We start from the raw sequence: 23,904 nt of genomic DNA on the forward strand, positions 1-23,904 counted from the left end.
CATAATCAATGACTGACGATCGATGCCTTGTGTGGGGCATCGATTTTTTTGTCTCACGTTTCAGCTCAACTTGGGCGAACGGTAGGCGGCAAGAGAAATTTATCCAAAACGAAAAAGTACCAGTTAACGTCATCACGTTAACTGGTACTTTCGTTTAATCCCAATAATCAGGTGGATCTAAATGTGTGAGGTAACGACCGGGTAGATAGCCACGATCCTGAATACGATACCAGACGACACGGTTGTCATCTACTAGTCGTTCGGTTAAGTTAACTGTGTCACCATGAGTAACGGTTGTGAGGTAACGGCCATAAGGTTCCAAGTAGGTGTGTACTTGTTTACCGGGTACAAAGCTCACAATCCCAGTTTGATGCACTTGTTTCTTATGTCGTGTTTCATAGGCTGCTGGTGTTGGTGGCAACAATTGATTGCTGTTAGTTAATTGAACATGCTTTTCAGCGATCCATTGATCTTCACCGATGGTATACCAAGTGGATTCATCGTTGAGTTGCACACGCATAAACGTCTTATAAATGGCACCCACGGGTAAGGTTAACCAGTAGTTCGTGGTTGTTGCACCCGGGTACGGATAAACTTTAGTTGCGGTTTTAATTTGGACATACCCTGTACTGAGGTCGGTTTGGCGCCAATTGGCATTACGATAGAAGAATAACACTGTTTTTGACGTGGTCGTGTATTCACCGGTCAAATCTCCGACTGACCGTAATAACTTAAAGCCAGCGACAGTAGGTGCCGTCACCTGGTAAGGATCACCTAAACGGCCTCGATGCATGACTGGTAGGCCAATTAATTGTCGTTGGTCAATATCGTAGGCATAGACCCAAATCGGCTGGCCGGCCTCACGCTCATAAGTAAGGACGATGCGCGCACGTTCAGTTGTGAACCAACGCGTTAGTCCCTGAATATCCATTAAGTGATAACCTGACAAGTTCACGTCGGGTAAATGAATTTCGTCACCAATCGTGCCGGCAATCATTTCCGGTGCTTGTAATTCTTGGCCTGCTTGATCAACATGATGGACCAGGACCAAGGCAGGTGTTTGATTCACCACCGGGGTGGTCATGTCCGGCTCGCCCGGATCTAGAACTGGGGCTTGGTTGACCGTTTTCGGCGTCTCAGTGTTACTGTCAAGGGCTTGGAGCATTCCTTTGAGTCGGTCGAAAAAGTGCATCTAGACCACTCCTTCCATAAAAATCTTCAATATCTCTAGTATAACGCATTGTTAGCGATTTCGGCGACAAGTTCACTAACAAAACTTAACTTTAAGCTAGCCTTAAATCAGGTATACTAAAAGTGAATGGGGATGGGAAAATGAATTTAAAACAATTACAGTATTTTTTAGCAGTGGCCGAAGAGGGGCAAATGACGGCAGCTGCCAAGCGGCTACATGTGGCGCAACCGCCGTTGAGCTATCAAATTAAACAATTAGAAACTGAACTTGGCGTGGCCTTGTTCAAACGGTTGCCACAAGGGGTAACGGTGACGCCGGCTGGGGAACTGCTGGTGAGTTATGCCCAACAGCTAACCCAATTGTCGGCAACGGCCGAAAATAAAGTGCGTGCATTAGCACATGGGATTACCGGGACGTTAAATCTCGGATTAATTTCGTCATCAGCGGGAGTTATGCCTAATCAGGCTTTGATGAGTTGGCTCAAGCAACATGGTGACGTTCATTTGGAAGTGACGGAAGGCAATACGTATGAATTATTAGATGACTTGCATAAACGCTTATTAGATGTGGCAATTTTACGAACACCGTTTAATCGCCAGCATTTGGTTTGCCGCTTTTTTGACAGCGAGCGGATGGTGGCTGTGTTGCCAAAACGTTACCAGCAGTTTAGTCAGCGGCGCCAGTTACGGCTAAAGGATCTAACGGCTTTACCGCTGATAAAATATCGGCGTTTTAATGAACTGTTCCACGTGGCTTTTTTAGAAGAAGCTTTTGAACCGCACTATATTATGACATGTGATGATGCCCGCACCGCCATGCACTGGGCTGATTGTCAAATTGGTGTAGCGCTAGTGCCACGGTCACTGGCGGAAACCTATGCGTCCGATCAAGTATTAGTACGTTCATTGGCTGATCGACGCTTTGATACCCAACTCGCGTTAGTGACAACAACGGAGTCTATGGCGACACCGTTAGTGGCTGGTTTTATGGATCAATTCACGCAAGCAAAAGCCATAGACTAATTTCACATTTTAGGTATCTAATTTTTTAATGGCTATAAAATGAAGAATGGTGATTTGGCGGCAATGTTGACGGTTACAGGCTGACCGAAGCGGGAGAGTCGTGGATAACCTGGAAACGGTGTATACCTTGATAACAAAGGCTTTCAACGGTATATGCGTAATGATTAGGCCCTGTCGTCTTTCAATGGTACACTAACTAGTGAAATAAAAAAGGCGAAGGTGACTAATGTGATTTATTCGTTACTATTAATGCTCGGTGTCGGGATGATTGCTGGGATTTTTGGGGCAATTCTGGGGATCGGCGGCGGGATGATTATTACCCCGATTTTAACGTTGGGAATGGGTTTGGATATTAAGTATGCGATTGGTGCTAGTATTATTGCGGTAATTGCGACTAGTTCTGGTTCAACGATTGCGTACCTCAAAGATGAGATGTTGAATTTACGAGTAGCCATGTTTTTAGAAATCGCGACGACAGTTGGGGCGGTCCTTGGGGCGGTCTTAACGGGAATCGTTCATCCAACTTTCCTCTATTTCTTGTTCGGCGCGTTGCTAGTGTTTACCACTTACAACATGATTCGCAAATTGATGAACAAGAATAGTGATGCTCAAGATGTACAGGCTGACCGTTTGGCAACCAAATTGAATTTAAATGGGACTTATTATGATAAGGCACTTGATGAACAGATTGATTATCAAGTTCAAAATGTGCCCGGTGGGTTTACGATGATGTTTGGTGCTGGCTTGGCCAGTGGTCTCCTTGGCATTGGGAGTGGGGCATTTAAAGTGTTAGCCATGGATACGATCATGCACATGCCATTAAAACCGTCTTCAGCCACATCAAACTTGATGATGGGCGTCACGGCGGCCGCTAGTGCGATGGTTTACTTCTTTAATGGGTCCATTAAAGCTGGAATTGCGGCACCACTAGCAATCGGGATTTTAATTGGCGCCTTAATTGGGACGCGGATCATGCAACACTTGAAACCACGCTTAATTCGGATGATCTTTGTACCGGTTATGTTGTACTTAGGGATTCAAATGATTATGAAAGGCTTTGGGGTGACGATCTAATGAGTGAAAAAAACAGTAAAGCCCAAGAAATGCACAAAGTTGAACTAATCATTGGTCAGATCTTACGAATTGGGGTCGTGGTCTCAGCGATTGTGATTGCCCTAGGGATCATCTTAATGTTGGTACAAGGTACTGGTGGCTATCCTAATGGAGTAGAACCTAATAGCTTTCAAGCTATCTTTGCTGGTGTGATCGCTTTGAAGCCATATGCCGTGATGATGTTAGGATTGTTTCTATTAATTCTGACACCAACATTACGAGTCGTGGTTTCTATCTATGCCTTTGCGGTTGAAAAGGATCATTTGTATGTGTGGATCACAACGGTAGTCTTAATTATTTTGATTATTGCCTCAATTATTGGCTACCTAGGTCATTAAGCACATGAATTAAAGTTTATACTATGAGATAGTTTATTTAATAAGAGGGCGCTGATAAAAAGTCAGGGCCTTTTTTTGTTGACCACGTTTTTAGCTGTTTTAACCAATCGATTTTAACGCGTAAAGACGCTGTTTTGATCGTTTTTGACTTATTTATTAAGAAAAAATGATCAAGCGACTGCTAATGTATATGACTTGCGGATTGTAACTTGAAATGCGATGATATCAACAATATAAACGTGCTTTTCTTGATGGATAAACGAGGTGAAAGTGAATAAATAACGTTAATTGTGGCGAATTCATGAAAAAAATTAGAATTTGGGATTGATTTTAATTTATTTATAATATACAATTACTTTAACTTTTCGAGGGAAAAGCACACACATTAAAAAAAGTAAGAGGGGTTGGGTTTTTATGAATTTAAAGACAGCTGCAAAAGTTACGGTCGTAGCCGGCGCATCCTTGTTGTTCTTAGCGGCCTGTGGGTCAAATAAGAGTGGTTCAACAGGATCAACGAAGCAAGTAGCCACGATCGCACAAAAATCAGAATTACCAACAATGGATATTTCGAAGTCAACGGACGTTACCAGTTCAACGGCTTTGAATAACACCAATGAAGGGTTATACCGGATTGGTAAAGATAGTGCCATTACACCAGGGATTGCTAAAGCAACCAAGATTACTAATGGTGGGAAAACATATACGTTCACTTTACGTAAAAACGCCAAATGGAGCAACGGTGACAAAGTTACTGCCCATGATTTCGTTTATGGCTGGCAACGGACCGTTAATCCTAAGACTGCATCACAATATGCATACTTATATTCCGGTATCAAAAATGCCGATGCCATTGTTAATGGTAAAAAGGCTGTCTCTACTTTAGGGATTAAAGCTGAAGGTAACTACAAGTTAGTCGTTACCTTGGATCACCCAATCTCATACTTCAAGAAATTGATGGGATTTGTTAACTTCTTCCCACAAAACGAAAAAACGGTTAAAAAGTATGGTTCTAAATATGGGACAACTAGTACGGCCATGGTTTACAACGGACCATACAAGATGTCTGGTTGGACTGGGACTAACTTAACTTGGAAGTTAACCAAGAACAAAGATTACTGGGATGCTAAGAACGTTAAGATGCAAACCATTAACTTCCAAGTGGTTAAAGACAATTCCACTGGCTTGAACCTGTTTAACTCAAACAAACTTGACGATGCGATCCTTTCAGGGACACAAGTTAAGAGTTACAAGACCAACAAGAACTTTGTTTTACGTAAGGTTGCGTCAACTTTCTATGTTGAATATAACCGTAAAGCAAGCAACTCAACGGTTGCCAAAGCCTTCAAGAATGCAAAGATTCGTGAAGCAATGTCCTTGGCTATCAACCGGAAACAATTCGTCAACGATGTTTTAGCTGATGGGTCAACAGTTTCTAAAGGTTATGTTTCAAGTGATTTAGCCAAGAGTCCAATTAACGGGAAAGACTTTGCTGATGATGCTTATGTGAAGAACAGTGTCACTTATGATATGACTAAGGCTAAGAAGTTATATAAAGAAGGCTTGAAGGAAATCGGTGCTAAGAGCTTGAATATCAAGTTATTATCCGATGATACTGATGGTGCCAAGAAGACGACTGAATATATTCAAGGTCAATGGCAAAAACTTGGTAACTTGAAAGTTACCAACCAAAACGTGCCATTCAAGACGCGTCTTCAACGGTCACAAAACGGGAACTTTGATACGGTTATCTCAGCTTGGTCAGCCGACTTTACTGATCCAATCTCATTCTTATCATTGTTCACGTCTGACAACTCATACAACAACGGTCGTTACAACAGCTCAACCTTTGACAACTACATCAAGGCTGCCGAAGGTAAGGATGCAAACGACACCAAAGCTCGTTGGACTGACATGGTTAACGCTGAAAAGACCTTAATGAAGGATACTGGCGTAGCCCCAATTTACCAACAAACTGAAGCGCACTTAGTTCGGACTAACTTGAAGGGGATCATCTACAACACTGCGGGTGTGCAATACAACTACAAGTACATGTACGTTAAATAAGCTTCAAAAAACAACGTAATCAAAATGTGTGTGTTTTAACTGAACGAATTTGAAACAAAGGGGTAAGGGTTAACGCATGTTAATCCTTGCCATTTTGTTTTATAATCAGAGATGTCATTATTTTTTAAGGCTAATTTAATAGAATGCGAGGAATTCTAATGAGAAAATATCTCCTAAAGCGGATATTTTACTTGTTTCTGACATTGTTCATCGTGGCGACCGTCACGTTCTTCTTGATGAAATTAATGCCAGGGACGCCGCTTCAAAACGAAGCCAAATTGACGGCGAGTGAAAAAGCGTCAATTTTAGCACAATACGGCTTGGACAAACCCGTCTGGCTGCAATACTTTATTTACATCGGTGGGATCTTCAAGGGTAGCCTTGGGTTATCCTTCCAATTCTCTGATCAAGCGGTTAGCTACTTGATTGGGAGTCGGATGGGCCCATCAATGCAATTAGGTGGTCAAGCGTTACTTGTCGGGGTTGTCTTAGGGATTATTCTCGGGGCAATTGGTGCCATTCGTAAAGATACATGGGCAGACCGTTTAGCCACGATCCTCTCAATTCTTGGGATTGCGGTACCAAGTTTCGTGTTAGCAATCTTGCTGCAATACTATCTCGGGTTGAAAGTGCAGTTATTCCCAGTGGCTGGTTGGTCCGGGTTTACTTACACGATCTTACCAACCTTAGCCTTAGCGGCGAGTCCGTTAGCGGAAACGGCCCGGTTTATTCGGACCGACATGGTCGACGTTTTGAGTTCGGATTATATTGAATTAGCGAAAGCTAAAGGATTATCCAAGTTTGGGATCGTTTATCATCATGCGTTACGTAACAGTTTGATTCCAATGGTCACCTTGATTGGCCCATTGGCAGCGGCATTAATGACTGGTTCAATGGTGGTTGAAAACATCTTCTCCGTTCCTGGTATCGGGGAACAATTTGTTAAGTCAATCTTAGTGAATGACTACCCAACGATCATGGGGGTCACGATCTTCTATTCAGCCTTGTTATGCTTGCTGTTATTATTGACCGATATTGTCTACGGGATCATTGATCCGCGGATTCGTTTAAGTGGAAATGGGGACTAGTTAATGGCAGATAATCCAAATAGCATTGAAATCAAGCCCGGCGACTTCGCACCGCTGGACAAACAAGCGGGCCCCGATAACGAAAAAATCGCGGCACCGTCATTAACGTTCGGCCAAGATGTTTGGCGGCGTTTGAAAGGCAACAAAACGGCCTTTACGAGTTTTATCGTCTTAATCTTGTTATTCTTAATGGCCTTTGGGGGTCAAGCGTTGTATCATCATGATCCTAACGCCCAATCACCCAAGTATGCCAACTTACCACCTAAGATTCCGGGTGTAAATATCCATGGTTTAAATGGGCATATCAAACAATCCGGGACCGATGTCGATGCCTATAAGCAAGCCGGCGCGAAGTCAAGTGTCCATTATATTTTGGGAACTGACTATTTAGGTCGGGACTTATTAGCTCGGATTATGTATGGGACGCGAGTTTCACTTGAAATCGCGTTAATTGCCACCTTTATTGACTTGACCATTGGGGTTGGGTTCGGGATACTCTCCGGTTGGAAAGGAGGGCGAGTCGATTTATTCATGCAACGTATTATTGAAATCCTCTCGTCCGTGCCTTCATTAGTTGTCATGGTCTTAATGGCCACGGCTTTCCAAAAGACCGGGATGGCCTCCATCATTGCCGCATTGGCTTTGATTAACTGGACGACCATGGCCCGACTGACCCGAGCCCAGACGCTGCAGCTGAAGAATCAAGATTTTATTTTGGCTGCACGGACGTTAGGCGAATCAGCACCGAAGATTGCTTGGAAGCATTTGCTCCCGAACTTATCGAGTGTCATCATCATTCAAACGATGTTCACGATTCCTAACGCGATCTTCTTTGAAGCGTTCTTGAGTTATATCGGGATTGGGATTAGTTCACCACAAGCCTCACTTGGGACATTGATCTCTGATGGGCAAAAGAACTTCCAATTCTTACCTTATCAAATGTGGTATCCAGCGATCGTCTTAATCATCTTGATGTTAGCCTTTAACTTATTAGGTGATGGGATGCGCGATGCCTTTGATCCAAAATCTAAACGCTAGGAGGATGGCGAATTCATGAAAAATCCAGAAAATGTCATTGAAGTGCGTAACCTGGAAATTAACTTCCATACGTACGCGGGTGAAGTTAAAGCCATCCGTGATGTGAGCTTTGATTTACGTAAAGGGGAAACCTTAGCAATCGTTGGGGAATCTGGTTCCGGTAAATCCGTAACCACGCGTTCTTTAATGGGATTACTTGCACCCAATGCGGAAATTAAAAAAGGTAGCATCATGTTCCATGGCGAAGATATTATTAAAAAGTCAGAAAAAGATATGCAACACATTCGTGGGAAAGATATTGCGATGATCTTCCAAGATCCAATGACTTCGCTTGATCCAACCATGCGGATTGGGATGCAAATCGCCGAACCATTAATGAAGCACAAGGGCTTAAAGAAAAAAGAAGCCATTGCGCAAGCCTTAGAAATGTTGAAGTTAGTTGGGATCACCAACCCAGAAGGTCGGATTAACGACTACCCTTACCAATTCTCTGGTGGGATGCGGCAACGGATCGTCATTGCGATCGCGTTGGTCTGCTACCCAGAAGTCTTAATCGCCGATGAACCAACGACTGCGTTGGACGTGACGATTCAAGCTCAAATCTTGGACTTGATGAAGGACTTACAAAACCGGATTGATACGTCGATCATCTTCATCACCCATGACTTAGGTGTCGTGGCTGGGATGGCTGATCGGGTGGCCGTTATGTATGCTGGTAAGATTGTGGAATATGGGACGGTTGATGAAATCTTCTTCAACCCACAACATCCATATACTTGGGGCTTGCTCAACTCAATGCCAACTTTAGATACTGAAGATGGGTCATTGTCCGCAATTCCTGGGACCCCACCTGATTTATTGGAACCACCTGTTGGGGATGCGTTTGCAGCGCGGAGTGACTATGCGATGAAGATCGATACTGAACAAGAACCACCATTCTTCAAAGTATCAGATACGCATTATGCCGCCACTTGGTTGTTGCATCCAGATGCGCCTAAAGTGACACCACCGGCTGAAATTGTCCGGCGGCAACAAAAGTTCGCGGAAATGGAAATGCAACGTCCCGAACCACCAATCAAAAATGCAACGAAGGAGTAATTGACGATGCCTGATGAACGTAAAAAAATTCTAGAAGTCCATCATTTAAAGCAATATTTTAATGTTGGCAAACGTGATGAAGTCCGGGCGGTCGATGACGTCTCCTTCGATATTTATGAAGGGGAAACGTTCGGGTTAGTTGGTGAGTCTGGTTCTGGTAAGACCACTGCTGGTCGGGCCATCATTCACTTGTACGAACCAACCGATGGTGAAATTCTGTTTAACGGTCGTGACGTTTCAAAGTTGCACACAAAGGCTGAAATGCATGAATTCCGGCGTGAAATGCAAATGATTTTCCAAGATCCATATGCGTCATTGAACCCACGGATGAAGGTCAAAGATATTGTGGCCGAAGGGATCGATATCCACGGCTTAGCCAAGGACGATGCCGATCGGACCAAACAAGTCGAAGATCTATTGGAAATTGTTGGCTTGAATAAAGACCATTCGAGTCGTTATCCCCATGAATTCTCTGGTGGACAACGGCAACGGATCGGGATCGCGCGGGCCCTTGCCGTAGAACCCAAGTTCATCATTGCTGATGAACCAATTTCTGCGTTGGACGTGTCAATCCAAGCCCAAGTCGTGAACTTGATGAAAGAGTTGCAAGTTAAACAAAACTTGACTTACTTGTTCATCGCCCATGACTTGTCGATGGTGAAGTATATTAGTGATCGAATTGGCGTTATGCATTATGGGAAGATTCTTGAAATCGGCCCCGCTGATGAAGTTTACAGTCATCCACTACATGCTTATACCAAGAGTTTGATTTCAGCGGTGCCCGTACCGGACCCTGAATTTGAACGGGCTCGTAAGCAAGTGGCCTACGATGAATCACTTGAAAAAGACGATAAGAAGCGTCGGATGGTCGAAATTGCCCCTGGTCACTTTGTTCGTGCCGCGGAAGACGAAGTTGCGATGTATACGCAACGCGCCGTTGACGCGGGTTTGATTACCGATTAATTTTTGAAACGACTTGCCAATTTGGTAGGTCGTTTTTTTTGAAAGGGTGAGTTGATGTTAAGAAAGCTGCGGTTAAGCGATGTCGAAGCCATTCAGCAAATTAATGCAACCGCACTGGGGTATGCGGTGTCAGTTGCTCAAGTACAGGCGTATTTAGGCCAGTTATTGGCCGATACTGACCACCAGTGTTTAATTGGTTGGGCCGATCCAACGACTGACGAGTTACAAGGTTACGTGCAAGCCGAGCTTTACCAATCGTTGTATGCGCCAGCAATGTTTAATGTGATGGGCCTAGCAGTAGCCGAGTCGGCACAACATCAAGGGATTGGTCGGGCGTTAATGACCGCATTGGAACAAACAGCTCAAGATAAGGGGTTAGCTGGTATTCGGTTGAATTCGGGAATGTCTCGTACGGGTGCCCATCAATTTTATACTCGGCTGGGCTATATTAGTAATAAAGATCAGCGACGCTTTTATAAAGAAATTTAGTTAAACATAATTGACTAAAATCAGAAAATTCAGGAAAACGGCAAAAATGATTGCCAAAACTTGTAATTTAGGTAAAACGGCAAACGTAATTGCCAAAAATCTGGGGGATTAAACAAGCTGTTATTTACTGCTATACTGAAAAGGTCAAACTAGGGAGGCATTTTTAATGAAGTTACGGGGAATTTTAGTTAGTTTGGGTGTGTTAGCGGGGCTTAGCTTAGCGATGACGAATGCTAATGCGGCAACGACCTATGTCAAGGTTGGACGGACCAATCATAATTTTGTGAAAACCCAACGGACGATCAAAGTTAATGAACAATTTAGTACAACGAAAAGTTTCACGATTCCTAAGGATACGATCGTGGAAGTCACGCAGAACAATAAGCCTAATGATAAGAGCGGCAAGCAATACGTCACCATCGATATGTCACGTTTGAGTTACCATTTACGTGGCAAACATGCCCGTTATACGACGAAGCGGATCTTGGCGTCAACGGTTAATTTTAAAAAGGTAAAAGTGCCACAATACGTCCAATACTATACGACGCAAAAAACGTATCCGACTAATATTGAACGTAACCGGACGGCCGATGGTAATTTATATCCTGGTATAAAAGTACCGGATAACTTTAATGGTAGTAAGGATAACTGGACGCAACGGGTGTATGTGACCGCTGATGGCTATTTGGAATATTACGCCAAAGCGCGACTACTCAGTACGGCGGGGGAACCAGTGCCAACAGTCTCGGCGAAGATTACCAAAGTTAAACGGGTGCCCAGTCATGGGACCACGGCACTATATACGCAAAAATCAATTGCTAGCAAACTGAATGACCGCGTTAGCAAGACGGGTACGCAACAATACGTAACGACGATTAAACGCCGGTATCGGTCTTCAGCAACGATTATTTATTCATCGGTTAATCCGACGGCGGTGGATCATATTGACATGGCTGCCCAGTATCAAATCAATGGTCATGACTTCTTCATGATGACTGACGTGGTTTATCCAAGCAATTAACCAAACAATGAACCAAACAATGAACGCGTTGGCTCAGTCTGCTGGCGCGTTTTTATTTGGCATGCTAAGCTAACCGTATCTTTTAAATTGGAGCGTGAACGGATGTTAATAGCTTATCCAGCAAGGTTGACTGATTATCCAGAATTGATTTCCCTGTGGGAACGGTCGGTATTAGCAACACATCATTTTTTACATCCGATTGATCGGCAGACGATTAAGCAGAATCTGCCACAGTACTTTGACCAAGTGACATTGTTAAAATGGCAACTAGATGACGCCATCGTTGGTTTTTCAGGTACATCAGGGACCGAACTCGTGATGTTATTTCTTGACCCGGCGTATTTTCGTCGTGGCTATGGGCAGCAGATTATCCAGCAGTTAGGAAATATCAAAAGGGTGACCGTCAATGCGCAAAATCCAGGGGCCTTAGCCTTTTATCAACGACAAGGATTCAAAATTGTGTCCCAAGCTGCCGTTGATGGTGATGGGCGACCATATCCGATTATTAATTTAGCACGATGATAACCAAAAATAGACATAATGATTGACTATTCACGGTAATATTTGGATAATAAAAGAGTTAAAAACGAAAAAACGTTTTTAAGGGAGGATCCAATGCTAGTTGATTTTAAAGTAAGTAACTATCGATCTTTTAAAAATGAACAGGATTTTTCGATGGAGACTGGTAAAAGACTACGGAAATATCAGACCGCCAATACGATTCAAACCAAGCATGAACGTTTATTAAAATCAGCGTTACTGTTTGGCGCCAATGCCAATGGGAAAACTAACTTGATCAATGCGTTAGTCATGTTGAAATGGCTGATTGTTAATCCAACTACGGATGAGCTACAACCATTGAAAACTGATACGTTTGGCTATAATCAAGCTAGTACTAGGTTTGAAATAACATTTAGTGACGCGCAATACCAATATAACTATATTTTAGACTACACTGTTGATGAAGTTGTTTATGAAGCGTTGTCTGTCGATGAACAGGTTGTATTCAAACGAAATCGGCAAAGTTTTGATCAGTTACCGCCACAGTTAGCGGTTGTGAGTGATAATATCCGTAAGAATCAACTACTGCTGTATTTTGCGCAACAGAATAATGAGCAGCAGTCAAAGCTAGCTTATAAATGGTTTGTCGAGGATCTGATCATTGTTAATACAGATAGAATCAGAAACGATAAATTTAAGTTACTGCAGGATGCGACTTTTAAAAGCAAATTTTTACACTTTCTACAAGCAGCTGATTTTAATATTCATGATGTTGAAGTCCGTGAGCGTCAGGAATCTGTTTCAATACCTGAATCAGTGATGAAGCGTCTGATTGCGACCGGTGCAGCAGATGAAGATTTTACTTTTATGAATTCAACCGCATATGATGTTTATTCGATTCATAACGCGCAACAAGGTACTTTTCCAGTCTATTTCGATAACGAGAGTACGGGGACTAAAGTGTTCATGTTTTTAGCACTCTATATTTTGAGCAATAGTGAAAAAACCTTGTTAATTGACGAATTTGATCGCTCTTATCACTTAGAATTAGCACAAGCGTTACTGTCATTAATTAACAATAAAAATCAAACCAATCAATTTATTTTGACGACGCATGAATTGTCGTTGATGGATGCTGATTTACGCCAAGACCAAATCTGGTTTGCTGAAAAAAATCGGTTTGGCGAAAGTGAACTATTCAGTATCTTTGATTTTGACGACCCAGCGTTAAAGCGGAGTGATTTTAATTATAAAAAGCGCTATTTAGAAGGCGTTTATGGGGCAACTCAACTCATCAATCAAAAGTTACTTTTGGAGGCTTTGGAGGAGAATGAGTAGAGATCGGAAAAAAAGGCAACTAAAACCGCGAATTTTTTTCTTTGTTGAGGGAAAAACAGAGAAAGTCTTTTTTGAAGCTTTGTCACAGCATTATCGATTAGCGGCCGCTAAAACTATTAAAATTATGGATGCTAGTGGTCTTGATTGGGTCGATAAAGCAAGTAGTATGATGAAAAACGATCCTAGGCTTCGACCGGATGACCATACACAAGTCTTTATTATTTTTGATAAAGATGATTTTACCAAACAAAAGATTAATCAGATGATGAAAAAAGCTGACCGGTTGAGTCAAAAGATGATGACATGTCAATTGGGCTTTTCTAACCGTTCCTTTGAAGTTTGGTTACTGGCACATTATCAAGTCATGACATCAAGAATTGAAAGCCAAGTTGTTTTGAACCAAAAGTTATCTAAAGTTTTGGGTACCACTTATATTAAGGGAAATAGTCGGCAAATGGAACATATTTTAGCTGATGATAAAGTCTATCAAGCGATTGATCATACTAAAAAAATTGTGACGATTACGACCGAGCAACAAGCGACAAATATTGGTCGTATTGTTGATACAGTGATTGCTTAATTTGTTTCGATTAGATGTCCTACGTTTGCCCGTCAAAAAAATTTGACGGGCTTTTTGTTGTCAGAATAAACGACGCTGATGATTTTGATTATTGAAAGCGTTTTAATGTCCATGCTATGATCTTAGCGGAGCTAACTAATTAATGGAGGTCGGGGAAATGAAAAAGGGGATTCAAATCGGGTTACTTGTCATCTTGTTGATATTTGGCGGTGGTCTACAAGGGCAGGCGCAAACCAAAACACTAAGGTCGATCCAACACGTAAAAGTCACGAAGCGGACGGTTACCGGTCAAACAACTGGCCGAGCTACTGTGAAGGTTTTAACCAATAAAGGACAGGTTTTAGGACATAATCGAGCAAATTCAAAGGGTAAGTTTAAAATTAAAGTCAAACGAGATCTCAGACGAACCAATTTCAAATTCAAGATTAGTAAAAAAGGGTATCAGACCAAAACGATCCCATTTAATGGTGTAGTCGATGACGTGGCACAAGCGCGCAAAGAGGTTAATCGAGGGTTGAAAAAAATTAAAAAGCTACAAAAACAACTGGATGCTAATGATGCGATGATTGCAGAAAAACGGCAAGAATTAGCATCGTTAGAAGATTCTGAATCTATGGGTGAGGCTGATCCTAATCTTAAACAGGCCCATCAAGCTTTAAATCAAGCTGTTCAGGCGAATGCCGAAGCACAACAACAGTTGAACTTATTGAAAAGTAAATATGAGGGCATGAAATTGGTCCTCGATAGTTTGCAGTAACTATCAGTGCTTGTCAAAAACTAATATTTTTGACAAGCTTTTTTTATGAAGTTGTGCGCTTTTACGTAGCTTGATATGATTAATAACTTAGGGGGGAGATAAATTTGCGAGTAATTATTGGGGGATTAATTGGCATTAGTCTAATTGGCTGGTTAGGCTGGCAAAAGCATCAACAACGACGAGTGAACCAGCCGATGCTATTGATTTTAATCGCGGTGATCACGCTGTCTTGGACTTTAGCCGAAACTAAGGTGACCTATGCCGGCGTGCCGGTAACACGGACGCAGTTGATTCAAATCAAACAACTGACTGCGGCTGAAAAAGAGTTACAACAAGTGTTAACTGGAAAGTCTCAAGTGACGGCCGCTAAAAGTCAACTGGTCACGGTACGAACGACGCTTAAGCAACTTGATGGTGAGATGAATCAAACCAGCCTACAAGCTTTGACAGGACAGTTAGGGCAATTGAAGCACAAATCTAGTCGACAATGGTTGTTTAATGTGAACGCCAAATTGGCACAGCGTTTGGGCAAAACAACTAAGCAACGACAAGCCGTTCAAAAACAGTTGAAAGTTGATGTTGGGTTGTAAGCGAGGTGATTTTGACCATTTTCGAAAATAGCAGTGGTGTTATTTAGTTGTCTGTAAAATTAGGTTAACGAAAACTCACAAAAGATTATGTCTTTTGCGAGTTTTTTTGTGCTAGAAAAAAACTTTAAAAAAAGTTTGCTTAACTAGTCTAAAACGACATAAGGTGTCGCGGTGTTTTGGTATGATAGGCCCGTTAGTTCGTGGTTGGTGTTAAGGCGTATGGGGACTGAACACGAGCAAAATGAATAGAGGTCGGTGATGTTAGGTGGCGATGATTTAGCTATGGATTTGACAGATCCGTGAGTTGGCTAGGTTGTTGTTGAAAAAACAAGTATTAAGGTAATTGGAGTAGTTTTTTGAATTTAGGATAGCTGTTGGAGCAGCTATCGAAATGGAGGAATATTGGATGAAAATTTTAAAGGTAGTTAGTGCAATGATGATTGCGACCACGTTAGGAACAACAGCAACGATGGTGACACCAGCTGTGACGGCACAGGCTAAGACGAAGATGTCGTTGAAGACGATTCCTAAGAAATTTCGTGGGACTTGGTATCATTACGAAAAAAGTAGTGGGTATATGTATCAAAAAATCTCGGCGACAACGCTCAAAACTCGAGAAAAGGGTGCTGCCTCTCATTACAATCAGAGTCTGACAATTCATCAGTTTGATTTGAGTAAAGGAATTAGTAATACTAAAACCAATATAAATAATCCACATAAATGGATGTTTGCTTATAAGTCTGGCTCAAAATATATTATGGATAGTTGGGACGCCTATTTTGAGGGACCAAAATATCGTAGTACGTATTCGATGACAACACGCAATTATAAAGGTAAAAAAGTAAAAGTTATTAAGAATACGCCAACTAATTCTGGTACTTGGTACATTTACAGTCCATCAAAAGCCATGGCAAAGCATTTATGGAATTTGGATAATAAGAAGTAGGGTTAACTTTGGAGGCGGAACTAATGAAATTAACAAAAATGATTAGTGCAATGATGGTTGCGACGAGTTTAGCTGGTGCAATGGTTGTCGCTACACCTAATCTTACAGCACAGGCTAAGACGAAGATGTCGCTAAAGACGATCCCTAAGCAATTTCGTGGGACTTGGTACCATTATGAACAAGGAAAATATCTTTCTCAAAAAATCTCAGCTAAAAAATTAATAAACCATGGTGATGGTCGTAACTATAGTTTGACGATGCATCAATTAGATTTAAATAAAAAAGCCACTGCAACGAAGGACTTTACTAAGAATCCACATAAATGGATGTTTGCTTATAAGAGTGGTAACAAGGTCGTTATGCAGGACTGGCCAGCTTATTATGCGCTTGATAAGAAAGATCGTGGGTCCTATCAAGTGACAACTAGAACTTATAAAGGGAAAAAAGTAAAGGTTTTGAAAGTAACTTTGGCTGCTAGCGGGGGTATGTGGTATATCTATAGTCCATCTAAAGTCATGGCTAAGCATTTATGGAATTTAGATAATAAGTAACCATTGTCTTTGGAGGAGCACAACAAATGAAATTCGCAAAACTAATCAGCGTGGCGATGGTGGCAACGACATTAGGCGTAACGACGACGATGCTAGCGCCATCACTGCCAGCACAAGCTAAACTGACTAAAGCGCAGAAAAAGGCCAAGCAGGCTAAGGCTGAAAGAAAACATTATACGGCTAGCCAATGGGCACAAGTGACGAGTTACCGGAATCAAGCCAAGAAGATTGGAACTAGTACCAAAGGCATGTACGCACAAAAACCAATTGTGAAAAAAAAGTTTCGTGCCGGCAAGCTTAGTTCCAGTTATGTTAATCGTACGGTCAATTGGATTAATTTTTACCGTAACATGGTTGGCTTGAGCAATGTTACGGCGAATAGTGAGTGGAATACTTCCGCGCAATATGGGGCTGCGACATTGGCCGCCGCCGATAAAGGTTTATCACATGGGCTTGTCGGGATTAAGCGCCCATCATTCATATCAAAGGCTAACTGGAAACTTGGCGCAGATGCAACTCTTCAGAGTAACTTAGCAGAAGGTGTGACCTCGCCATATGATGTCGTAACTGGTTACTTAAGTGACGATGGTAATCAGGTTAGCTTGAATCCGGGTCACCGTATGTGGTTACTTGGTGCTATTGATAAAGTTGGTGTCGGTCAGGCTGGCAAATATAATGACTTGCGAGTGTTTGATGTCGATAATAACCAAGCAACCACAACCTTGAAAAAATTAATGTTTCCACGGGCGGGTTTAATGCCCTATGGATTAGTTAAAGCAGGTGCACCATGGGCCGTTTCATATCCAGATGATCATTATGTTGGCAGTACCGGAATAAAACCAGTAATCAGTGTTTATGACAATACGGCTAAAAAGAAAGTCAAAGTATCGCATATCGGTACTGGCGATGAATCGTACGGTTATTATGGTACCACTGTATATTTTGTACCGAAGAAGAGTCAAGTAAAGGTTAATCATTCTTATACGGTCAAAATTTCTAACGTTGAAAATCAGTCAGACATTTCATATAAAACGAGATTATTTGATCTGAAAGTGCAGGGGGGCTTCTACTAATGACTAAATGGAGACAACGATTACTGATGATTGTGGTCAGTGTGAGTGCGATTGGAATTGTCACGATGAGTGAAACGACAGCACAAGCAGCCAAGATCACTACAGTAAAACGGACCGCTTATCATGCTAATAAAGGTAACATTTATACGTCAACTGCCTTAAATAAGGTACGGGCTAAGGCCAAAACTTATCAGAACACAACGCTGTATGTCACTAAACATGCGACATTGAAGCAAAATGGTAAGAAAAAGGTATTTTACTATATTGATAGTAAAAAGGTGCAAGGCTGGTTGTGGCGTGGCTATTTAAAAGCGGGGAAGATTGCCCCTTCAGTAGCGTCTATGAATTCAGCGATGGCCAACCAATTTCTTAAACAAACTAATAAGTATCGTGCAGCTAAAGGCATGAAACCCGTTAGCTTAGATCCAAATCGAATGGCGTTACTTAAGCAATATAAGGTTTGGTTTAAAAAATCTGGATCAGATTATGATGTCGACAATGATGCATTTGGGGTTGAGTCTGGAAAAGTTGGCTTACCAACTGATGAATTATTTTCAACCTTTGCACCAATTACAAGCAAGTATGACTTGAAGAGTAGTAAAAACATGTGCCAATTTGCAATTGATACATTTATGATTATTGGAAATAGGCAGGTAGATTATAAAGGCGCCGATATTTTACAACCTGAAACGTCCAAGATTGGGATTAGCTGGTTCGAAGTAAATGGGAAAACCTATACAATGTTACTGACCAATCGTTATTACTAAACATTATTCTCAATATATTGATTAGGAGTCGAAATAAATGAAAAAGCTCATGAAACGCTTAATTTTAAGTTTGACTGTTGCTGGTACATTAGCCGGAACATTATCAATAGTATCAGCAAACGCTCAAGCAAGTGCCAAAGTCTATAACATTTCCGAAACCACGTCATCCGATGGCACGCATTATTTTACGGTTGATGGAAAGTATTACACGCCAGAAGCGTACGCAGCATGGGAAGCAACATTGCCGTACAATAAGTATGGTTATGATTCAGCAAAGCTAAAGGCGACAAAAAACAAATCAGGTAAGTCAATTAAGGTTACTGGTAAAGTAAAAGTTTTAAATCCAAATTTGGCTAAAAAGCATCAGGCGACATATGTACGCATTAAAACCTATAAAGGTAATCAATATGCAAAGCTAACAAAGTCAATGACATTTAGTAAGACTGTTAAGGTACCGAAAGCCAAGAGCATCTCGGTTCAAGCCGGTTACTATAGTTCTGCTAAAAAGAATGGCAAAACCGTAAAAACATTCCATGTCACAGGATTAAGCGAAAAAGTCACTGTGAAGTAATGGCAATTATCAAAGAGAACCGTTTCAAAAACGAAACGGTTCTTTTTTATATTCATAAATTATAATTCAAACCATAAGCGTATCATTTGAATAACGCCATAGCATTCGTTATATTAAGGTTATTCAATTCACAGGAGGACACTAACCATGAAGAAAATCATACTAGGTTTAACGGCAATTGTTGTGGGTGCCGGGGGCTTGTGGCTCTGGCGCAATAAAGAACGCTTAGAAGACGAAGCGCATCGGCGTGGGCTAGATGATCAGCTTCGTGGGAAAGCCATGCAGTTTAAAGGTGATCTGACTGATGATACGAAAGCTAAAATTAAAGGTGACTTATTAAGTGGGCGCGGCGATATCAAATCAAAGTTAATGGCAGCTAAAGACGAGCTGTCAGAATAGTCACCAATATAAAACAAGCGATCAGCAATTAACGGCTGGTCGCTTGTTTTAGTGTGTGGCTAAACTTTGATGCAAAAGTGGTAACGCCGGATTGTGATTGTTAGGGTCCGTTAGTAAGACGATTTGATAGTGTTGCGCACGGGCATCATCGAGTGGCATCAACTTGATTTCATCCGTCGGGGTCACCAGACCAGCGGGATAAAAGGCGTAAGCTTGGTTCAACGCTACGAGTAGCTGCATCTGTTCACTACTGGTCACCCGTTGAATCGGTGTGTTAACCGCCATCGCCGCCAAACTAGCACGAAAACCGCGGCCGAGAAAGTCGGAACTTTCGGGGCTGTAGTATAGGATGGGACGTTGGGTTAAATCAGTCGGACTTAATTGGTCTTGTTGACTAAGCGGATTCAACCGACTAACGCCCATCAGCATCGTGTTTTCGTAAATAACAGTCGCGGATAACGGTGAGTGCGGCGTTAATGCGGGTTGACCATAATTGATCGACAACGCCGCATCAAGATTGCCTTGCAACAAGTTTTCAGTCAAATGTTCATTACTTGCTTCTTGCAAGGTGACTTGTAAGGTAGGCTGCTGCTGCAACAAATGAAAGAGCGCTGTTTGTAGCAAGGTGCCTTCAAACGCGGAGAAATACCCCAGTCGTAGTTTTTGCGTGGCTTGGGCATCAAATGTAGTTAACGCGTTGACGGCATGACTGTAACTATTGACGATATCTTGCGCGGCACTTCGGAAAAATTGACCTTGTGCCGTTAACTCAATTTGATTAGCCGATCGGACGACCAGTTTGACGCCTAGTTCAGCTTCTAACTGGGTGATCTGTTTAGAAATCGTTCGTTGTGATCGGAATTGTTGATCAGCAACTTGTTTAAAACTTCCATATTGGGCGACTTGTAAAAAAGTTTGTAGTCGATTGATATCCATGATTAAGTCCTCCTGAGCCGTCAAAAAAGTGCGCCTCACGCAATATTTAGTGCCTGTGTTTGCAATTAAAAATGGCTTACGATGAAGCTATTAAAAAATGTATCCGATTACATCAAAGGCGCACGGCGCTTAGTTCTTAGTTTAATGGAGGGTATGCAAATGTCAATGACGAAACAAACGCAATATGATGTCGTAGTTGTCGGGACTGGTGCGGCCGGCTTTTCCGCGGCCGTGACGGCTGGTCAAAGTGGAGCGAACGTCTTACTACTTGAAAAGGGCCGCAATGTCGGTGGTAGTAGTAACTATACCGAGGGGCTATTTGCGGTCGACTCTTACTTGCAAAAGGAAGCTGGGATTACGGTTAGTGGTACTGACGTCCTCAAAGAAGAAGTCACTTATTCGAAATTTAAAGCCGATGCCCGGATTTGGCGGCAATACATTGATCACAGTGCCGAGACCGTCCAATGGCTCAAAGACCAAGGTGTCGTTTACGAAGGCGTTCAGGCGATGGGTGACGGTGAAGCAACGTGGCATATTTATCAAGGAATGGGTCACGCAGTCATTCAAGATGCCTTGCAACCGCAAGCTGAAAAAGCTGGCGTTGAGCTTTTGACATCGACTAGTGCCATTGATATTCAACAAGATGCCACGGGTGCTGTGAGTGGCGTAACCATTCGGTCAGAAGCCACACAAGAAACCGCGACAGTGGCTACGAAGTCACTAATTTTAGCCACGGGTGGTTACTTGAACAATCCTGAATTATTGGCTAAGTTAACGCCGTATGATACGACCCGGTTAGTGCCAGTGAGTTCAGGTAAAGGGACCGGTGACGGATTATCAATGGCGTGGCAACTTGGTGCCAAACAATATGGGACTGGAATGGCCATGTTGTTCGGTGGTTACTTAGCAGATCCCGACGAACCCAGCTTTAAAATGATGGCGTCGCAAATGAATACCGCCGCTGGGCAACAACCGATGCTGTGGGTCAATGAACATGGTGAACGCTTTGTTGATGAATCTGTCGTTTATAATTTCTCATATGCCGGTAACGCCCTATACACGCAAAGCGCGGTTTATAGTGTACTTGATCAAGCGATGATTGATCGGATGGCGACCAAGGGCAATTGGATGGGCTTAGGTGTTTACGTTAAGCGGGGTGCGAAGATGGATCACCTGCAAGCTGAGATCGATGACGCCGTAGCCGCTAATAAGCCGTTTATCTTTAAAGCAGATTCGATTGCTGAATTGGCGGATAAGCTAGGTGTGCCAGCTGAACAACTCCAACAAACGGTTCAGGCTTATAATGCCGACTGCGCGACTGGTGAAGACCGGTTGTACGGTAAGGCCGCTGAATATATGGTACCTGCAGCTACCGGACCATTCTATGGCTTCAAATTAAACGTCGGCGCCTTTTGCACGATGGGCGGGTTACAAGTGACGCCACAAAATGAAGTTGTGGCCGCGACGAATGACGTGATTCCGGGACTTTATGCCGCGGGTAACGATGCGGCTGGCTTGACTGGCGATACTTATGGTCCAAATATGCCGGGGACTTGTGTGGGTTATGCGTTTTACTCAGGTCGTCATGCCGGACAACAAGCGGTTGATTTTACGCGAGCAACCCGTTCAGTTAAATAACGTCACTGAAACACTTGATCAGAAACTAGGATCAAGTGTTTTTTGATGAGCTTGAAATGAACATAAGATTAATTTTATCATTGAATTTTAATCTCTGAATTGCTATGCTGTAACTTAACGAGGAAACGGGGTGGCAGCATGCGGGGATCATTAGCGCAACGGCAATTAGTTCGGGCGGGCACCAGTGCGATTGTGAATGCATTGGGTGCGCAGTTATTTTCATATGCACTGGGTTACGAGTTATTGGCGCAAACGGGATCGGCACTGAGTTTTGGCTTGTCCGTCTTGATTGGCCCATTAGTGAGTCTAGTTACGGCGCCGGGAATTGCCCGCTTGATCGATAATTGGAGCCATCGAAAAACTGCATTATTGGGCAATAGTTTAACGATTGTGAGTTTGTTGGGCTTTGAGGGCTATTTAATGTTAACAGGTGGGCGTCAAGGGCTATTGCTGGCCGCAGTGGTGGTGAGCATCATGATGAATGTGGCCGAACGGTGCTTTTCCGTTGCATACTTGGCTTCGGTACAGGCGATGGTTCCGCCACGGCTGGTTCAGCGGTTAAATGCCCTACAAAGTGTCGGTAACTCGACTGCTGGAATTTTAGCACCGCCAATTGCCGGCTGGTTGTTTGCTTGGTTGCCGTTGAAATGGATCTTATTGGTGCAATTGTTAACGGAGATCGTCACGCTCTGGCTGACTTATCAGACGAGTTTTGACGCGTTCCCAGTATCCAAGTCAACCGATGATAATAGCGCGTCAACCGCCGCAAGTTTCAAAACGGCATGGCGGTTTTTATGGCAGGAACAACGACTGGGTTTTCTGGTCATTGCAGCGTGTCTGTTAAATGTGACTTACGTGGCATTTGAAGTGGGGAGTCCCTATGTTGTCATGCACAAACTCCATCAAACTGCCGCCACGTCGGGCTCGATTCAGGCATTGAGCTCAGTCGGCTTAATTCTGGGCGGCAGTATTATCACCATTGTGACATTGAAGCATATTTTCAGATTTGCGCTAGCGGTCTATGTCAGTATGGGGTTCGTCATGATTGTGGCCGGTGGGCTGATGCAACTGCCATGGCTACCATTGTTAGGGCTGTTTGCCGTGGTTAATTTTAGTACCGGCATCATGACGGCATTGAGTGATCCGCCGTTATTTGCTTATTTTCAAAAAGCGGCGCCATATGCGTTACTAGGGCATTTGACGACCTTGATGATCACCGTAGCGCAAATTTTAAATCCAATTGGTGTGCTGATCTATACAGTATTGTTTGATCATGTGGCGTATCGCAGTGTTTATCTGGGTACCGCGGTGGTCTTGCTAGTGAGTGGTGGGATCATGACGTGGTGGTTTCAGACGATCAAAAAACAGCCCGTCGTCAATGAGTGACGCGGACTGTTGGCGTTGGATTAGTGAATGTAAACCGTCACGACGGTGACAAGTCCGAAAATGATTCCGGGCAAGTTCGAAATGATTACCGGCCAGTCTTTATATGTCTTGAACCAGCCGTAGCCAACCCACAAACTGGCGTTGATCATCGCGACCAATGGTTGTAGCGGAGACACCGGGTTGCCAGAAAAATTATCGATGATTTGTGGAATATAAGAGACATACATCGAAATGCACATAATCGTGGCTAGTTTACTGAGTAACTTGAGGCGTTTAACCCGTTTTGGATCAACGGCATCTTTGCCAGACGGGTATTCACCATTATCGTATTTAATAAAACATCAACTCCCTTAACAATAGCCTAACACTGAAAAAAGGGTGATTTCAACCAAAGTGAAGTTGAATTCGTTTTCAATTACGAGTCAAAAAAACACCTGTCGACTGA

General features: G+C 42.8%; 26 protein-coding genes. 23 read left to right on the top strand and 3 right to left on the bottom strand.

Features of this window, described 5'->3' with window-relative positions; genetic code table 11:
- Positions 1–154: 154 nt before the first annotated feature.
- Positions 155–1,192, bottom strand: a complete 1,038-nt coding sequence (locus tag FFM84_RS10860) for a MucBP domain-containing protein (protein ID WP_130845274.1) — start codon at positions 1,190–1,192, stop codon at positions 155–157.
- 140 nt (positions 1,193–1,332) lie between these two features.
- On the opposite strand from FFM84_RS10860, the gene FFM84_RS10865 reads away from it, so the two are divergent.
- The 21 genes from FFM84_RS10865 (at position 1,333) to FFM84_RS10965 (ending at position 19,499) form a co-directional block, all read left to right on the top strand.
- Positions 1,333–2,214, top strand: a complete 882-nt coding sequence (locus FFM84_RS10865; protein WP_130845275.1) for a LysR family transcriptional regulator — start codon at positions 1,333–1,335, stop codon at positions 2,212–2,214.
- A gap of 228 nt (positions 2,215–2,442) precedes the next feature.
- A complete protein-coding gene (locus FFM84_RS10870) occupies positions 2,443–3,288 on the top strand; it encodes a sulfite exporter TauE/SafE family protein (protein ID WP_130845331.1) in 846 nt (281 codons plus the stop codon).
- Positions 3,288–3,665, top strand: a complete 378-nt coding sequence (locus FFM84_RS10875; RefSeq protein ID WP_130845276.1) for a DUF1634 domain-containing protein — start codon at positions 3,288–3,290, stop codon at positions 3,663–3,665. Before FFM84_RS10870 ends, FFM84_RS10875 begins: the two co-directional genes overlap by 1 nt.
- A 414-nt stretch (positions 3,666–4,079) precedes the next feature.
- Positions 4,080–5,729, top strand: a complete 1,650-nt coding sequence (locus FFM84_RS10880) for a peptide ABC transporter substrate-binding protein (protein WP_130845277.1) — start codon at positions 4,080–4,082, stop codon at positions 5,727–5,729.
- Between the two features lie 158 nt (positions 5,730–5,887).
- A complete protein-coding gene (gene opp3b / locus FFM84_RS10885; RefSeq protein WP_130845278.1) occupies positions 5,888–6,817 on the top strand; it encodes an oligopeptide ABC transporter permease in 930 nt (309 codons plus the stop codon).
- A 3-nt stretch (positions 6,818–6,820) separates the two neighbouring features.
- A complete protein-coding gene (locus FFM84_RS10890; RefSeq protein ID WP_130845279.1) occupies positions 6,821–7,855 on the top strand; it encodes an ABC transporter permease in 1,035 nt (344 codons plus the stop codon).
- A 15-nt stretch (positions 7,856–7,870) separates the two neighbouring features.
- Positions 7,871–8,953 carry an ABC transporter ATP-binding protein gene (locus FFM84_RS10895; protein ID WP_130845280.1) on the top strand — a complete coding sequence of 361 codons (1,083 nt, stop codon included), beginning with the start codon at positions 7,871–7,873 and terminating at the stop codon, positions 8,951–8,953.
- Positions 8,954–8,959: 6 nt separating this feature from the next.
- Positions 8,960–9,916 carry an ABC transporter ATP-binding protein gene (locus tag FFM84_RS10900; RefSeq protein WP_130845281.1) on the top strand — a complete coding sequence of 319 codons (957 nt, stop codon included), beginning with the start codon at positions 8,960–8,962 and terminating at the stop codon, positions 9,914–9,916.
- 54 nt (positions 9,917–9,970) lie between these two features.
- A complete protein-coding gene (locus FFM84_RS10905; protein ID WP_130845282.1) occupies positions 9,971–10,405 on the top strand; it encodes a GNAT family N-acetyltransferase in 435 nt (144 codons plus the stop codon).
- Positions 10,406–10,571: 166 nt separating this feature from the next.
- On the top strand, positions 10,572–11,426 hold the full coding sequence (locus FFM84_RS10910) for a hypothetical protein (protein WP_130845283.1): 855 nt from the start codon (positions 10,572–10,574) through the stop codon (positions 11,424–11,426).
- A 102-nt stretch (positions 11,427–11,528) separates the two neighbouring features.
- Positions 11,529–11,948 carry a GNAT family N-acetyltransferase gene (locus FFM84_RS10915; RefSeq protein ID WP_130845284.1) on the top strand — a complete coding sequence of 140 codons (420 nt, stop codon included), beginning with the start codon at positions 11,529–11,531 and terminating at the stop codon, positions 11,946–11,948.
- Between the two features lie 93 nt (positions 11,949–12,041).
- Positions 12,042–13,265, top strand: a complete 1,224-nt coding sequence (locus FFM84_RS10920) for an AAA family ATPase (protein WP_130845285.1) — start codon at positions 12,042–12,044, stop codon at positions 13,263–13,265.
- Positions 13,258–13,845 (top strand): RloB family protein, encoded by a 588-nt coding sequence (locus FFM84_RS10925; RefSeq protein ID WP_165444241.1) that lies wholly within the window; start codon positions 13,258–13,260, stop codon positions 13,843–13,845. Before FFM84_RS10920 ends, FFM84_RS10925 begins: the two co-directional genes overlap by 8 nt.
- Positions 13,846–14,002: 157 nt before the next feature.
- Positions 14,003–14,602, top strand: coding sequence for an Ig-like domain-containing protein (locus tag FFM84_RS10930; RefSeq protein WP_130845287.1), 600 nt, complete (start codon positions 14,003–14,005; stop codon positions 14,600–14,602).
- 104 nt (positions 14,603–14,706) lie between these two features.
- On the top strand, positions 14,707–15,192 hold the full coding sequence (locus FFM84_RS10935) for a hypothetical protein (protein ID WP_130845288.1): 486 nt from the start codon (positions 14,707–14,709) through the stop codon (positions 15,190–15,192).
- Between the two features lie 406 nt (positions 15,193–15,598).
- Positions 15,599–16,138: a hypothetical protein gene (locus FFM84_RS10940; RefSeq protein ID WP_130845289.1), complete on the top strand. Its 540-nt coding sequence runs from the start codon at positions 15,599–15,601 to the stop codon at positions 16,136–16,138.
- 23 nt (positions 16,139–16,161) lie between these two features.
- A complete protein-coding gene (locus FFM84_RS10945; protein WP_130845290.1) occupies positions 16,162–16,689 on the top strand; it encodes a hypothetical protein in 528 nt (175 codons plus the stop codon).
- 26 nt (positions 16,690–16,715) lie between these two features.
- The gene (locus tag FFM84_RS10950; protein ID WP_130845291.1) at positions 16,716–17,762 is read left to right on the top strand and encodes a CAP domain-containing protein; all 1,047 of its coding nucleotides are present in this window, start codon (positions 16,716–16,718) and stop codon (positions 17,760–17,762) included.
- Complete coding sequence (locus FFM84_RS10955; protein ID WP_130845292.1) at positions 17,762–18,529, top strand: spore germination YkwD domain-containing protein; 768 nt, start codon at positions 17,762–17,764, stop codon at positions 18,527–18,529. The genes FFM84_RS10950 and FFM84_RS10955 overlap by 1 nt, the downstream gene beginning before the upstream one ends.
- Positions 18,530–18,566: 37 nt before the next feature.
- A complete protein-coding gene (locus FFM84_RS10960; protein WP_130845293.1) occupies positions 18,567–19,100 on the top strand; it encodes a hypothetical protein in 534 nt (177 codons plus the stop codon).
- Between the two features lie 147 nt (positions 19,101–19,247).
- Positions 19,248–19,499 (top strand): CsbD family protein, encoded by a 252-nt coding sequence (locus FFM84_RS10965; protein WP_130845294.1) that lies wholly within the window; start codon positions 19,248–19,250, stop codon positions 19,497–19,499.
- A 48-nt stretch (positions 19,500–19,547) separates the two neighbouring features.
- On the opposite strand, the gene FFM84_RS10970 is transcribed toward FFM84_RS10965, so the two are convergent.
- The gene (locus tag FFM84_RS10970; protein ID WP_130845295.1) at positions 19,548–20,435 is read right to left on the bottom strand and encodes a LysR family transcriptional regulator; all 888 of its coding nucleotides are present in this window, start codon (positions 20,433–20,435) and stop codon (positions 19,548–19,550) included.
- A gap of 159 nt (positions 20,436–20,594) precedes the next feature.
- Between FFM84_RS10970 and vprA the strand changes: the two genes are divergently transcribed.
- Both vprA and FFM84_RS10980 read left to right on the top strand, forming a co-directional pair.
- A complete protein-coding gene (gene vprA, locus FFM84_RS10975; protein ID WP_130845296.1) occupies positions 20,595–22,073 on the top strand; it encodes a vinyl phenol reductase in 1,479 nt (492 codons plus the stop codon).
- 138 nt (positions 22,074–22,211) lie between these two features.
- Positions 22,212–23,459: an MFS transporter gene (locus tag FFM84_RS10980; protein ID WP_130845297.1), complete on the top strand. Its 1,248-nt coding sequence runs from the start codon at positions 22,212–22,214 to the stop codon at positions 23,457–23,459.
- A 20-nt stretch (positions 23,460–23,479) separates the two neighbouring features.
- On the opposite strand, the gene FFM84_RS10985 is transcribed toward FFM84_RS10980, so the two are convergent.
- A complete protein-coding gene (locus tag FFM84_RS10985; protein ID WP_130845298.1) occupies positions 23,480–23,794 on the bottom strand; it encodes a SemiSWEET family transporter in 315 nt (104 codons plus the stop codon).
- Positions 23,795–23,904 lie beyond the last annotated feature (110 nt).

The sequence above is a fragment of the Lactiplantibacillus mudanjiangensis genome (genome assembly GCF_005405385.1).
GTDB lineage: Bacteria > Bacillota > Bacilli > Lactobacillales > Lactobacillaceae > Lactiplantibacillus > Lactiplantibacillus mudanjiangensis.